The sequence below is a fragment of the Kitasatospora sp. NPDC101447 genome (assembly GCF_044767225.1).
Taxonomy (GTDB): Bacteria; Actinomycetota; Actinomycetes; order Streptomycetales; family Streptomycetaceae; genus Kitasatospora.
The window spans coordinates 20,088-33,802 of the sequence record NZ_JBIWNL010000060.1 but is presented as its reverse complement, the minus strand read 5'-3'; the positions used below and the strand labels follow the sequence as shown (position 1 = coordinate 33,802).

Annotated in this window: 10 protein-coding genes; 7 read left to right on the top strand and 3 right to left on the bottom strand. The window is 73.6% G+C overall.

Going from position 1 to position 13,715, the window contains the following annotated elements; translation table 11 throughout:
* The first annotated feature begins 272 nt into the window (after positions 1 to 272).
* The 4 genes from mscL to ACIRST_RS40955 all read left to right on the top strand — a co-directional run bounded on the left by mscL (position 273) and on the right by ACIRST_RS40955 (position 6,014).
* Positions 273 to 719: a large conductance mechanosensitive channel protein MscL gene (gene mscL / locus ACIRST_RS40970; RefSeq protein WP_350526190.1), complete on the top strand. Its 447-nt coding sequence runs from the start codon at positions 273 to 275 to the stop codon at positions 717 to 719.
* Between the two features lie 439 nt (positions 720 to 1,158).
* Entirely contained in the window at positions 1,159 to 1,944 is a 786-nt protein-coding gene (locus ACIRST_RS40965; protein WP_350526189.1) for a DUF6643 family protein, read from the top strand.
* Between the two features lie 202 nt (positions 1,945 to 2,146).
* Positions 2,147 to 3,022 (top strand): MOSC N-terminal beta barrel domain-containing protein, encoded by an 876-nt coding sequence (locus ACIRST_RS40960; protein ID WP_350526188.1) that lies wholly within the window; start codon positions 2,147 to 2,149, stop codon positions 3,020 to 3,022.
* Between the two features lie 430 nt (positions 3,023 to 3,452).
* Positions 3,453 to 6,014, top strand: coding sequence for a right-handed parallel beta-helix repeat-containing protein (locus tag ACIRST_RS40955; RefSeq protein ID WP_402809563.1), 2,562 nt, complete (start codon positions 3,453 to 3,455; stop codon positions 6,012 to 6,014).
* A 286-nt stretch (positions 6,015 to 6,300) separates the two neighbouring features.
* On the opposite strand, the gene ACIRST_RS40950 is transcribed toward ACIRST_RS40955, so the two are convergent.
* A complete protein-coding gene (locus tag ACIRST_RS40950; protein ID WP_402809560.1) occupies positions 6,301 to 7,419 on the bottom strand; it encodes a PLP-dependent cysteine synthase family protein in 1,119 nt (372 codons plus the stop codon).
* A gap of 137 nt (positions 7,420 to 7,556) precedes the next feature.
* Positions 7,557 to 8,741: an ROK family protein gene (locus ACIRST_RS40945; RefSeq protein WP_350526201.1), complete on the bottom strand. Its 1,185-nt coding sequence runs from the start codon at positions 8,739 to 8,741 to the stop codon at positions 7,557 to 7,559.
* A 236-nt stretch (positions 8,742 to 8,977) separates the two neighbouring features.
* Here ACIRST_RS40945 and ACIRST_RS40940 point away from each other — a divergent pair, with 236 nt between their 5' ends.
* The gene (locus ACIRST_RS40940) at positions 8,978 to 10,189 is read left to right on the top strand and encodes an MFS transporter (protein ID WP_350526185.1); all 1,212 of its coding nucleotides are present in this window, start codon (positions 8,978 to 8,980) and stop codon (positions 10,187 to 10,189) included.
* Positions 10,190 to 10,395: 206 nt separating this feature from the next.
* Positions 10,396 to 10,968, top strand: a complete 573-nt coding sequence (locus ACIRST_RS40935; RefSeq protein WP_350526184.1) for a HutD family protein — start codon at positions 10,396 to 10,398, stop codon at positions 10,966 to 10,968.
* 147 nt (positions 10,969 to 11,115) lie between these two features.
* Here the strand turns inward: ACIRST_RS40935 and ACIRST_RS40930 are convergent, their stop codons facing one another.
* Positions 11,116 to 12,144: an alpha/beta fold hydrolase gene (locus ACIRST_RS40930; protein WP_350526183.1), complete on the bottom strand. Its 1,029-nt coding sequence runs from the start codon at positions 12,142 to 12,144 to the stop codon at positions 11,116 to 11,118.
* A 113-nt stretch (positions 12,145 to 12,257) separates the two neighbouring features.
* On the opposite strand from ACIRST_RS40930, the gene ACIRST_RS40925 reads away from it, so the two are divergent.
* Positions 12,258 to 13,697: a helix-turn-helix domain-containing protein gene (locus tag ACIRST_RS40925; RefSeq protein WP_350526182.1), complete on the top strand. Its 1,440-nt coding sequence runs from the start codon at positions 12,258 to 12,260 to the stop codon at positions 13,695 to 13,697.
* Positions 13,698 to 13,715 lie beyond the last annotated feature (18 nt).

Here is a 13,715-nt window from a genome sequence, read left to right as displayed (position 1 = left end):
AGACACACATGGCGGTGATCTTCGCGGACAGGGCAACGCAAAGATCACCACCAGTGGATCACGCCATGAAGTTGATCAATTACCCAACACTTTCTTAGCCACCGCTGGGGCACCGCCGAGCTGCCGCCGACTCCCGAGCGGCCCCGGGGCCCGTTAGGCGGATCGGGTGAACGCAGTTGGACCTCGGCCCGGACCGCTCGGCAGGATGTCCGGCCGGGGCGCCGCCGTGCTGCCCCATCTGCCCCTTCCCCGTACGGATTTGGAGTCGCCCGGTGTTCAAGGGATTCCGCAGCTTCCTGCTGCGCGGAAACGTGGTGGACCTCGCGGTCGGCATCGTGATCGGCGCGGCCTTCACTGCCGTCGTCACCGGGTTCGTCAGCGCCTTCCTCACCCCGCTGGTCGGGGTCGCATCCGGTGCCGTCGGCGACTTCACGCAGAAGACCTTCGAGGTGGCCGGCACCCGGTTCCCGTACGGCCTCTTCGTCAACGCCGTGATCGGCTTCGTGCTGACCGCCGCCGTCATCTACTTCGCCGTGGTGGTGCCGGTCGGCAGGCTGCAGGCGCGCTTCGAATCGGCCAAGCCCGCGCCGGCCGCGAAGGTGGACTGCCCGGAGTGCCTGAGCTCGATCCCGGCCGCGGCGAGCCGCTGCTCGTTCTGCACGTCGGAGGTCGGCAAGCCCGGTCTGCCCGCCCAGACCCAGGCGCTGCAGTCGCACTGACCCGCGCCCCCGGACCCACCCGCGACGACCGGACCGGAGCGCGTCCGTCGGATCCGCCAGCGACCACCGGCCCGCCACCGGTCGACCGGCCCGGACCAGGTGATCAGCGTGCTCACGGGGCCTTTATCCCCGAAACATTCACGAGCCCCCGTCGCCCCCTCGGCGGGGGCTCGAATGCGCCAGCGCACGCCCCGTCCGCAAAAGTTTCTCCGCGAGGTCCCCGACCGTCTACCGGCCGGTCACCGCAAGGCCGTCCGGCGGCACCGTCCGGGCGCTGTTCGATCACTGACGGGGTGCCAAGGTTGTCCGGATCTGGACTCCGGTTTGTCCGTTCTTCCCACTTTCGAAACCTTTGTGCGAGCGAAGACTGTGTAAACACTCGAACTGCTCCCCCTCCCGCTCTCCTCAGCAGGCGCATTGTGGGCTTACCGTATGCCCCATGACCTCGCCCCGCTCCTACGACGGAGTCGGCTACCCCTCTCCGTCCTTCTCCTCCGGCACGCCGATTTACGACAGCCTCGTGGCTGAGCGCGGCGTCCCCCAGATCGCACCCATCAACGTGCCGGCCGCCCTGCCGCCGGCACTGTCGTCCGGTTACGGATCCGGCCTCGGCCAGTCCTACGAGAACCGGTACGGCAACGGGTACGAGAGCGCCGGCAGCAACCTCCCCGCGCTGCCGCCCGCCCGCCTCGCCCTGGGCCCCGGCCCGAGCAGCGGCCCCTCCGCTGGCCCCTCCACGGCGTACATCCCCGCGCAGCCCGCGCCGGCGTACGCCTCCCCGCAGCCGCCGGTCCCCGGCTACGGCGCCCCCCAGCCGTACCAGCGACCGCAGCCCGCGACCCCGGCCTTCACCCAGACCGCCAGCGGCGGCTACCAGCCGACCGGCGGCCAGAGCTTCGGCGGCCAGAACACCTTCATCGGTGGCCAGGCCGGCCAGCAGTCCTTCGGCGCCCAGCAGGGCGGCGGCCAGGGCGGGTTCGGCCAGAGCCAGCCCGGTGGCCCGCAGGGCTTCGGCGGCCAGCAGTCCTTCGGCGGCCCGACCGCCGGCGGCCCCGGGTTCCCGGGCCAGGGCGGCGACCAGTCCTTCGGCGGCGCCCAGCTGCGCCCGGCCATGGCACCCGTTGCGCCGGTCCGCCCGATGCAGCCGCAGCGCCCGGGCCCGTACGGCGACCCCGGCCAGTTCCAGGGCAACGGCGGCTACCAGTCGCAGGGCCAGGGCTACTGAACCGCTGACACCCCCTGGGCCGTCCCCCACGCGGCCCGCACCCGCACACCACCTGAGCACCACCCGGCGACCCCTGAACGCCGGGCGAACGGAGAAACGGGTCATCCACGGACCGCCCGGAACGCCCCCCACGGCGTCCGGGCGGTCCGTGCGCGTACGGGGGGCCTGTGACCAGCACGAAGGCGGCTGGCAGGATGGGGGAATGCAGCTCACCGGACTCCACGTCTACCCCGTCAAGTCCATGTACCGCCTGAGCCCGGACACCGCCGTGGTCCATCCCTGGGGCCTGGCCGGAGACCGCCGCTGGATGCTCGCCGACCCGACCGGACGCTTCGTCAGCCAGCGTGAGGACGCCGCCCTCGGACAGATCCGACCCGCCCTCCTGCCCGACGGCTCGCTCACCTTGACCGCCCCCGACGGCTCCCGGATCGAGATCCACGCCCCCCGCGTCGCCGCCGGTGACCCGCTCGCCGAGGTCGAGGTCTGGGGCACCCGCTTCCGCGCCGCCGAGGCCGCCAAGGAAGCGCACCAGTGGATCGCCGAACACCTCGGCGACTACCGCCTGGTGCACCTGGACGACCCGCGCGCCCGCCCCGTCGACCCCGAGTACGGCGAGCCCGGCGACACCGTCTCGATGGCCGACGGCTTCCCGCTGCTGCTCACGACCACCGCCTCGCTGGACCGGCTCAACGAGCTGATCGCCGCCGAGCACCCCGAGGAGGACGCGCCCCTGCCGATGGAGCGCTTCCGCCCCAACGTGGTCGTCGCCGGCTCCGCGCCCTGGGCCGAGGACGGCTGGCGCCGGATCCGGATCGGCGGGCTCACCTTCAAGGTGGTCAAGCCCTGCGGCCGCTGCGTCATCACCACCACCGACCAGGAGACCGGCGAGCGGCGCGGCAAGGAGCCGCTGCGCACGCTGGCCCGGCACCACCGCCTGCTGCGCAAGGCCGCCTTCGGGCAGAACCTGATCCCCGAGCGCCCCGTCGGCGTCGAGGGCGACGTGCTCGGCACGCTGCGCGTGGGCGACGAGGTCGAGGTGCTGGAGGACGGCGCGCACTGGCCGGCCGACGAGCGCTGAGCACGGGCCGCGCCCCGGGGCCGGCCGGGCGGTCCTGACCGTCCCGGCCGGCCGGGTCGTCTCGGTGCCCTGGTCGCCTCGGCTGCCCCGGCCGTCTCGGTGCCCGGGTCGCCGTGGTCGCCGTGGTCGCCGTGGTCTCGTGGACGGGAGTCCGCGTGGAGCTGCCGCGGGCGGCCGCTGCAGCACCGGATCGTCGCTGCGTGCGCGTGCCGATTGGCCGAACCGCCGCCGCACGGAACCACCGCTGTGCGCGCTCGTTGAAACAAGTGGTCGGAACCTGTGGCGGCGGTGGGCTCTACCGGTGTCCGCGCGAGAACGGTCGGCCGGAGCACCCATGCGAGCGCGCTACGGTGGGGCGGACGGCCCGCGCACCCCCGCGCGTTCGGCCCGTTGCACGCCGGCACGACGAAGGTGGGGACGACAGACCGTCATGGCTGAGCACAGGGTCCGGGTCACCCAGGACAGCGCATCCCGCTGGCGCCGCCGCGCCGGCGAGTACGACACGCTCGCGGAGGCCCTGGCCGCCGCCGAGGCCGGCGACACCGTGACCGTCCGGCCCGGCACCTTCCGGGAGAACGTGCTGCTGGACAAGCCGGTGACGATCGTTCCGGCCCACGGCCCGGGCACCGTACGGATCGAGCCGCGCTCCGGGGTCGCACTGACCGTCACCGCCGCCGCGAACGTCCGCGACCTGGTCGTGGAGGGCGGCGACAGCTCCGCCCCCGCCGTCCTGGTCACCGGCGCACAGGCGACACCGGCGTTCAGCGGCTGCCGGATCGAGACCCGTTCGGCCAGCGGCATCGAGATCACCGACGGCGCCCGGCCCACCCTGCGCGGCTGCGTCGTCGCCAACCCGGGCGGACTCGGGCTGCGGCTGCGCGGCGAGGGCACCGCCGCCGCGTTCGAGGACTGCGAGGTCGCCGCCGCCGGCCAGGCCGGACTCGCCGTCCTCGGCGGCGCGACCGCCGCCCTGGACCGCTGCCGCGTCCACCACGCCTCCGGCGCCGGCGTGCTGCTCTCCGACCCGGGCAGCGCGGCCGAGCTGACCGGCTGTGAGATCTACGAGATCCGTGGCAGCGGCGTGCAGGCCGAGGCGCAGGCGGGCGGGCGACTGGTCGACTGCGAGATCCACCGGGTCACCGGCAACGGGCTGACCCTGGACGGCGAGGCCGAGCTGGTCCTGACCGGATGCCGGGTGCACGACCTGCCGGAGAACGGCGCCGACCTGCGCGGACGCTCCCGGCTCAGCCTCGCGCACAGCACCGTCCGGGACTTCGGCCGCGGTGCGCTGTCGGTCTGGGACCAGGGCACCGAGGCCGTCGCCGAGGCCTGCCAGATCCACGGCTCCAACGGCGAGTACCCGGCGCTGTGGGTCAGCGACGGCGCCCGGCTCACCCTCACCGACTGCTCGCTGCACGACCTGCCGGACGCCCTGTTCGTCCTGGACCGGGACTCCGCCGCGACCGCCGAAGGCTGCTCCTTCAGCCGGATCCGCAGCTCGGCGGTCTCGGTCAGCGGCGGGGCCACCGTCTCGCTGGCCGGCTGCCGGGTGCAGGAGGCGGGCACCGGCCTCTGGTTCCGCGACCACGGCAGCGGCGGCCTGCTCACCGGCTGCGAGATCTCCGACGTGGCCACCGGCGTGATCGTCACCAAGGGCGCCGACCCGGTGCTGCGCGACTGCAGCGTGCGGGCCAGCACGGACGCCGGGGTGTACGTCTCGGCGCAGGGGCGCGGCACCTTCGAGGACTGCCGGGTCTCGCACGGCAAGGGCTTCGGCTTCCACATCATCGACGGCTGTCGGACGCAGCTCACCCGGTGCCGGGCGGAGCAGAACGAGCGGGCCGGGTTCGAGTTCTCCGAGCCGGGGCCGGTCACGGAGGGATGCACCTCGGACGACGTCGCGGCGGCACCGGGACTGGGCAGCGGGCGCACGTCCGGGCCGGGACCGGGTGGCGGGCCGGGGCTGGGCGGCGGTCCCGGGCTGGGGTCGGGGCCCGGGCGCGGTTCCGGCCCCGGGCTGGGCGGCGGGCTGGGCGGCGGGCTCGGGTCGTCGTTCGGGAGCACCGACGTGCCCTCGCCCCGGGTCTCCCAACTGGCCGCAGCAGCCTCGGCGTTGACCCCCGCGTTGATCCCGGCATCAGCCTCGTCGTCGGGCATTGCCCCGATCCCGGACTGCCGACCGGCCGACGAGGCGCTCGCCGAGCTGGACTCCCTGGTCGGGCTGGCCACGGTGAAGCAGGAGGTGCGCACCCTGATCGACCTGATCTCGGTCGGGCGACGCCGCCGCCAGGCCGGACTCAAAGCCCCGTCCCTGCGCCGGCACCTGGTCTTCACCGGCGCCCCCGGCACCGGCAAGACCACCGTCGCCCGCCTCTACGGCGAGATCCTCGCCTCGCTCGGGGTGCTCCAGCGCGGACACCTGGTCGAGGTGGCCCGGGTCGACCTGGTCGGCGAACACATCGGCTCCACCGCGATCCGCACCGCGGCCGCCTTCGACCGGGCGCGCGGCGGCGTGCTCTTCATCGACGAGGCCTACGCCCTCGCCCCCGAGGACGGCGCGCGGGACTTCGGACGCGAGGCGATCGACACCCTGGTCAAGCTGATGGAGGACCACCGGGACGAGGTCGTCGTCATCGTGGCGGGCTACACCGCCGAGATGGAGCGCTTCCTCTCCGCCAACCCCGGTGTCTCGTCGCGCTTCTCACGCACCATCAGCTTCCCCGACTACACCGCGGACGAGCTGCTGGAGATCGCCCGCGCCCAGTGCGCGGAGCACGAGTACGCGCTCTCCGACGAAACGGAGAAGGCCCTGCTGGAGCACTTCGGGCGGCTGGAGCGCGGCCCCAACTTCGGCAACGGGCGCACTGCTCGGCAGATCTTCGAGACCATGGTCGAGCGGCACGCGGTACGGGTCGCCCACCTGGCCGACCCGTCCACGGAGGAGCTCCAGCTGCTCGTCCCGGCCGACCTGCCGGGAGCACCGCTGCCGTAGCTGTTGCTGTTGCTGTGACTGTTGCTGTAGCGCAGCCGTACGGGAACTCGCTGGCTGTACACGGTCGTTGAGGCGGTCATGGGCATGCTTCTGACGGGCGCAGCGGGCGGGTTGCGGACGGCCGCGAACAGATGACAGCAAACAGATGACGGATGACAGCTGACAGCTGACAGCTGACAGAGTCTGAAATCTGTCAGCTGTCATCCGTCATTCTGCGTCCGCCTGCGAGCGATCCGACGGGGCGCCGGCCGACCGAACCGCCCCGACCGTCGGACCGGCCGCGGTGTCAGCCCCTCCAGGGGCCGCCGGCGAGGAAGGACTCCAGCGCCTCCTGGTAGGGCGCGATGTCGATCCGCTCACCGGCCAGCCAGTCGTCCGAGTAGTACTTGTCCAGGTAGCGGTCCCCCGGGTCGCAGATCAGGCCGACCACGCTGCCGGTCCGCCCGGCCTCGCGCATCTCGGAGACGATCCGCAGCGCACTCCACAGTCCCGTCCCGGTCGAGGCACCCGCCTTCTTCCCGAGGACCCGCTCCAACACCCGCACCGCGGCGATCGACGCGGCGTCCGGCACCTTCATCATCCGGTCGATCGCCCCCGGGACGAAGCTCGGCTCCATCCGGGGCCGCCCGATGCCCTCGATCCGCGAACCGCTCTCGCAGACGGCGTCCGGGTCGTGGCGCACCCAGCCGTCGAAGAAGCAGGAGTTCTCCGGGTCCGCGACGCAGATCCGGGTGTCGTACTGCATGTAGTGCACGAAGCGGGCGATGGTCGCCGAGGTGCCGCCGGTGCCGGCGGTGGCGACGATCCAGGCGGGCTCGGGGTGCGGCTCCAGACGCAGCTGGGCGAAGACCGACTCGGCGATGTTGTTGTTGCCGCGCCAGTCGGTGGCCCGCTCCGCGTAGGTGAACTGGTCCATGTAGTGCCCACCGGTCTCCTCGGCGAGCCGGGCGGACGCCTCGTACACCTCGTCCGAGCGCTCGACCAGGTGGCACTCGCCGCCGTGGAACTGGATCAGGTCGATCTTGGCCTGGCTGGTGCTCTTGGCCATCACGGCGATGAACGGCACACCGATGAGCTGGGCGAAATACGCCTCGGACACGGCGGTGGAGCCGCTGGAGGCCTCGATCACCGGCTTGCCGGGGCGGATCCAGCCGTTGCAGAGCCCGTAGAGGAAGAGGGAGCGGGCCAGCCGGTGCTTGAGCGAGCCGGTCGGGTGGGTGGACTCGTCCTTGAGGTAGAGGTCGATCCCCCACTCGTCCGGGAGCGGGAAGCGCAGCAGGTGGGTGTCGGCCGAGCGGTTGGCGTCGGCCTGGACCTTGCGCACCGCCTCCTTGAGCCAGGCACGGTAGTCCTGGTCGGAGCGATCGACGTCGACGGTCGGCTCGATGCCGGACTGGGTGCTCATGGTCACTTCTCCCTCGCGATGGCCCCCCACTGCTCACTACGAGTGTATGAGTGTCACGATAAGTGACCGTTTCCGAGGATCCAGCTTCCGCTTATTGCCTCACCACACCGCCTCGACGACCCGTCGGACCCGAGGGCTCAGCCGACGCGGACGGGCACCGACTGCGGATCCGCCAGGTACGGCCCCCAGCCCAGCTCGGCCGCGCCGGCGAGTGCGCCGTGCGTCAGCTCCGCGCCGACGATGGGCACCCGTCCGCTGCGCCCCCACAGGCTGCGCTCGGCGACCACCGCGCGCAGCCGCTCGGGCGCGGCCTCCAGCAGGTCGAGGTGCAGGCCGCTGAGGACCACCCGGTCGGGGTTGAGGATGTTGGCGACACCTGCCAGCCCGAGCCCGAGCCGGTCGATGACGTGCTCGACCGCCGCGCGCGCCCGGTCGTCGGTGGCGGCCGCCCGGCACAGCTCGCGCGCCTGGTCGAGCAGCGGGCGCCCCGGCTCCGGGCTGAGGCCGGCGGCGGCGAACAGCGCGTCGGGGTCGGTCTCCGCGTTGAGGCAGCCGCGGTTGCCGCACATGCAGGGCCGGCCCTGCGGGTCGACGGTGAGGTGGCCGACCTCCAGCGCGAGCCCGGCGCTGCCGGTGTGCAGGTGGCCGTCGATCACCAGCGCCCCGCCGACGCCGCGGTGGCCGGAGGTGACGAACAGCAGGTGGCGGGCGCCGCGGCCGGCGCCGTGCCGGTACTCGGCGAGCGCGGCGAGGTTGGCGTCGTTGGCGATCGCGGTGGGCAGCGGGCGCAGCGCGTTCGGGCCGTGGTCGGCGCGGCCGACCTCGACGTCGTACAGGTCGGCGACCGGGGTGCCGCTGGGCCAGGCGAAGTGCAGCGCGGCGAGCGCGGTGCCGTCCGGCTCGGTGACCGGGTTGGGCAGCGCCAGCGCGGCACCCAGGCAGCGGCGGTCGGTCGCGCGGGCGAGTTCGGCACCCGCCTCGGCGACGGCGCGCAGCATCCGGACCGGGTCGGTGGCGGCGGGCAGCGGCAGGTGGACGGGCGCGTCGAGCAGGCCGCCGAGGCCGGCCAGGGTGACGCTCAGGCCGTCGGCGTGGATCTGCCCGGCGATCACGACCGGGCCCTGCGGGTCGATCGCGAGCCGGTGCGAGGGCCGACCGCGGCCGCCGCCGGCCGGGCGCGAATCGACGGTGATCAGGCCGAGTGCCTCCAGCTCGGCGGTGACGGCACCGGCCGTCGCCCGGGTGACGTCCAGCGCGCGGGTCAGTGCCGAGCGGGTCGGCGTCTGGCCGGTGTGGATCAGCGAGAGGGCGGGGCCGAGCAGCGTCCGACCGCGGTCGGGGGCCGCGCGGCGGTGGCCGTCGCGCTGCGCGTCGGAGTCGTTCCCCGCGCCGGGCCTCGGGCTCGACGACTTCGGGCTCGACGGCCTCGGGCTCGACGGCTTCGGACTTGAAGGTGAGAGCTGCACGCCCCTATTGTGACTTTGTGTCGCTTCGAAACAAAATCCACGCCCGTCCCGCACCGGACCACCTGCCCTCCCAGTCTCGCAGCACACCCCCGGTGGCCGACAGCCCCTGGAGCCCCGCCCGCATCGCGCTCACCGCGTTCTTCGCCGTCGACGGCTTCCTCTTCGCCGCCTGGGTCGTGCGCATCCCGGATGTCCGCAGGCAGGTCAGCGCCTCGCACAGCGCCCTCGGACTCGCCCTGCTGTGCCTGTCGGTCGGGGCCGTCCTCACCATGCCGATGGTCGGCCGACTCTGCCTGCGGTACGGCTCGCGGCCGGTGACCGTCGGATCGCTCGCCCTGCTCAGCCTCGCCGTCCTGCTGCCCGCGCACGCCCACTCGGTGGCCGCGCTCGGTGCCGCGCTCCTGCTGTTCGGCGCCGGGTACGGCGGGGCCAACGTCGCGATGAACAGCGCCGCCGTCGACCTGGTGGCGCAGCTGCGGCGGCCGGTCATGCCCAGCTTCCACGCCGGGTACAGCTTCGGCGGACTGCTCGGTACGGGCGTCAGCGGACTGCTCGCCGGGCCACTGAGCACCGCGTGGGCACTCGCGCTCAGCGGACTGCTCGGCATGGCCGTCACGGTCGGTGCGGGCGTCGTGCTGATGCGCAGCCCGGCGGCGGCGCCGGTCGCGCCCACCCCGGCACCCCGCCGTGCGGCCGGACGGGCGGACGGCGGTCCGACGGCCGGCGCGGGCGGCGAAGGCGGCGCGGGCGCGGGCCGTAAGGCCACCCGACTGTTGGTGCTGCTGCTCGGCGTCACCGCGCTGTGCACCGCGTACGGCGAGGGCGCGATCGCCGACTGGACCACCCTGCACCTCACCGACGACGTCCACGCGAGCTCCGCAGTGGCGGCGACCGGCTACGGCGCGTACGCGTTCGCGATGGCGAGCGGGCGGGTCGGCGGGACCTGGCTGTCGATCAGGCTCGGCCAGACCCGGCTGATGCTGCTCGGTGGGCTGACGGCCGCGGCGGGGATGCTGGTCGCGGCCCTCGCCCCGGTGGCGCCGGTGGCGATCTGCGGGTTCGTCCTGGTCGGGCTCGGCCTCGCCAACCTCTTCCCGCTCGCCATCGCCCGGGCCGGCGAGGCGGGCGGTCCACAGGGCGTCGCACTCGCCTCGTCGCTCGGTTACGGCGGGATGCTGATCGGCCCGGTGGTGATCGGCTTCCTGGCCGACGCGGCCGGACTACCACTGGCCCTCACCACGGTCGCGGTCGCTGCGACGGCCGCGGCGCTGCTGCCGCTCTCGGTCGGACGGCGGTTCCGGTAGCCGGCGGGCGACGGGCGACGGGCGACGGGCGACGACAGATGACAAAGAACAGCTGACAGATTTCAACATCTGTCAGCTGTCAGCTGTCTGCTGTCGGCTGTCGGCTGTCATCCGTTCTCCGTCACCTGTTCGCCTCCGAGGCCCCTCGCCCGCTCGGCCCTCCCCCAGCTGACGGAACCGCCCGAGCAGTGGCAGGATGCGGGGCCATGACGACCAGCGAACGCTTCCAGGTACTGCGGGCCGGCGAGCGCCCGGCAACGGCGTGGCTCAACGGGGGCGGGGTGACCAGGGAGGTCGCCGGCTTCCCGGTCGGGGCGGGGCTGGACCGCTTCGACTGGCGGGTCAGCCTGGCCGACGTCGCCTCGGCCGGACCGTTCTCCCCGTTCCCCGGCATCGACCGCGTGATCACCCTGGTCGAGGGCGCCGGCATGGCGCTCACCGTCGACGGTGTCGAGCAACTGGTGGACACCCCGTACCGGCCGTTCCCGTTCTCCGGCGATGCCGCCACCGACTGCCGCCTGCTGTCCGGCCCGGTGGTGGACTTCAACGTGATGACACGTCGCGGGCGGGTCGAGGCCGCCGTGGACCTGGCCACCGCGCCCGTCACGGTCGAGGTCCCGGCCGGAGGAACCGTCCTCCTCGTCTGCCTCGCCGGCACGGCCGTCGTCAGCGGCGCCGAACTCGCCCGCTACGACGCCGTCCTGCTGGACGCACCGGGCACGCACGAGCTGCGCCCGGACGGCGTCACCGCCGTCGTCGCCTTCCGTCCGGCCCACTGACAGCCGGCCTCAGCACGTACCGACGAAGGACGGCGCTCCCGCCCCCGGATCACGGAGGCGGGAGCGCCGTCGCCCGGTCAGCCTGCCGGCCCGAGCAGCCCGGTCAACCGAGCAACCGGGCCAACCCGGTCAACCGAGCGAGCCGGCTCAGCCGCAGAGCACCGGCGTGGCGTGCGCGGGGTCCAGGGCGTTGGTCACCAGGTGCAGCGCCGTCGGCGAGAACGCGATCGCGACGTGTTCCACGAGCGAGACCGGGCAGTGGTTCTGCAGCACCACGTTGTCGACGTTCGCACCGTTCAGGAACTGGGTCCGCCACGGGGTGACGACCTCGTCGTACACCGTCGAGATCACCGTGTAGCTCACCCCCGGCACGGTGTCCGGCCGGGACGCCATCGTCCTGTTGAAGTCGGAGCCGACCGCTTGGTCCCGGCAGGCCTGGCAGACCGTGTAGATCAGGTTCGCGACGCCCGGGAAGTACGGCGCGAGGTTGACGATCCCGTCGAGCGTGGTGCCGTGATTGGACGGCGCGAGCCCGACCAGCTTGTCGACCTTCGAGGCGCCGCCGAGGAACTTCACGTAGTAGTTCGGCAGCATGCCTCCCTGCGAGTGGCCGACGATGTCGACCTTGGCCGCGCCCGACGCGTTGCGCACCAGGTCCACGAAGCGGGCGAGTTGGGCCGCCGAGTCGGGCACCGCACCGAGGCCGCCGATCGGCAGCAGCAGGCCGCTGCCGGTCGAGGTGATGCCGGGGATGGTCCCGTAGTCGAGGGCGAAGACGCAGTACCCGAGGCTCTTCAGCAGCGGGGAGAGCGCCAGCCAGTTCTCGTAGCGGTTGGCGAAGGTGCCGTGCACCAGGACGACCGGGTTGGGGTGGGCGGCGGTCGGCCGGCACGTCCAGTCGTTGGCGCCGGGCGGCGAGGCCACCGTATCGCCGTCGGGCGGCAGTTCGGCGGCAGCGGCTGACGAGGCGGCGTCACCGGGACTGGCGGCAGCGGCCGACGAGGCGGCGTCACCGGTAGCGGCGGCAGCGGCCGGAGCGGCGAGCGCCGGAGCCGCGCTCGCGGGCACGGCGGTCGCGCCCACCAGCAGCGCACCCGCCAGCAGGGCCGCGCCGAACGCGCCACCGAGCCCGCGCCGCGAGGGACTTGCGGAGAAGCGGAGAAGTGGGGTTCTCAACTGTTGCCTCCACAGCGGAAGTTTGTTACCAACAGGTAACCCGAGGGCTCCATCATGCGGTCGCCCCTCCGGCCCGGCCCTTGGGCGTTCCCCAGACCTGGACGGTGTTCTCTGTGACCGGTCACAACGCACCCCACTGCACCCCACCGAACACCTCGGCGCAGGAACCGGGTTGGCGCATCCCGGTGATCGGCGGCCTCCCGGCCGACCAACGGCTCCTCTGCGGCGTCCACGAGTTGGCGCGCTCCGTGGTCGACGCCCTGCTGGACCGCGTGCCGGTCTACCGCCGCCTTCCCCGCGAACAGATCACCGGCGAACTCACCCGGGACACCGAGCGCCGGATCCGCGCCCTCGCCCACACTGTGCGCACCGGACTTCCCGCCCCCGCCGAGGAGTTCGCCGCCGTCCGGGAAGCCGCCGCCCGGCGGGCCGAGGAGGGCCTGCCGCTGGACGCCGTCCTGCTCGCCCACCACCTCGGGCTGGAGGTGTGCTGGGAGTTCGTCACCCGGCACGCCCGGGAGGGCGACGCCGCCGAGCTGCTGGTCCTCAACCGGCTGCTGCTCGACCAGCTCCGCCAAGCCACCACCACCGCCGGCGCGGGCTACCTGGACGGACGCCGCCCGACCGCCGACCTGCGGTGGACGGCCCGGCAGTCCCTGCTCACCGCGCTGCTCGCGGGCACCCCCGCCGACGAGGCCGCCACCCGGGCCGGGCTCCGCTTGCCCGCCCGCTACGCCGTGCTCTGCCTGTCCGTCGCGGACCACCCCGACGAGCACTCCCCCGAGGTCGACCCCGGCGTCGCCGCCCGCCGCAAGCTCCGCCGGCTCGTCGCCGAACTCGACCACCGCACCCGGCAGTCGGCGCTCACCGCGCTCACGCCGTCGGGTGGACTGGTCCTCGTTCCGTTCGACCCGACACCGAGACCCCCGGCGTCGCCGGAGTCACCGGCGAGTCCCATGCCTCCGACCTCGTGGACTCCGAGGCCGCAGGCAACGGCGAAGGGAGCGGCAGGAGTTCCCGGAGCACCGAAGGTCCCGGCGCAACTGCTGGAGCCACCCGACGGCGACGCCGGCGCGCCCTGGCCGCAGCTCGCCACCGCCCTCACCGCCGCGGCCCGGGCGGCCGGCGCTCCGATCCTCGCCGGGGCGGCCGCCGCCGTACCCGCCGACGTGCCCGAGGCGGCCGCCCTCGCGTACGAAGTCCTCGACATCGCCCGGGCGTTCGGCCGCCCACCGGGGCTGCACCTGCTGGACGACGTCCTGCTGGAGTACCAGCTCACCCGGCCCAGCCGGGCCCGCGCCCGACTCGCCGCGCTGCTCGAACCCCTGGCCGATGGCGGGGAGTTGCTCACCACCCTGCGCACCCACCTGGCCGGGGGCCTCAACCGCCGGCACACCGCCAGCGCGCTGCACCTGCACCCGAACACCGTCGACTACCGGCTGCGCCGGATCGCCGTGCTGACCGGTCTGGACCCGGCCCGCCCCGCCGACGTCCTGCGTATCACCGCCGCCATGGCCGCACGGACCGCCGAACAGGCGTCCCTCATGCGCTAGTTCCCACCAGCCCCGGAC

Excerpts from the sequence above, each read along its gene's own strand:
- ACIRST_RS40965 (WP_350526189.1), top strand. The coding sequence starts at position 1,159 with ATGACCTCGCCCCGCTCCTACGACGGAGTCGGCTACCCCTCTCCGTCC.
- ACIRST_RS40960 (WP_350526188.1), top strand. The coding sequence starts at position 2,147 with ATGCAGCTCACCGGACTCCACGTCTACCCCGTCAAGTCCATGTACCGC.
- ACIRST_RS40955 (WP_402809563.1), top strand. The coding sequence starts at position 3,453 with ATGGCTGAGCACAGGGTCCGGGTCACCCAGGACAGCGCATCCCGCTGG.
- ACIRST_RS40950 (WP_402809560.1), bottom strand. The coding sequence starts at position 7,419 with ATGAGCACCCAGTCCGGCATCGAGCCGACCGTCGACGTCGATCGCTCC.
- ACIRST_RS40935 (WP_350526184.1), top strand. The coding sequence starts at position 10,396 with ATGACGACCAGCGAACGCTTCCAGGTACTGCGGGCCGGCGAGCGCCCG.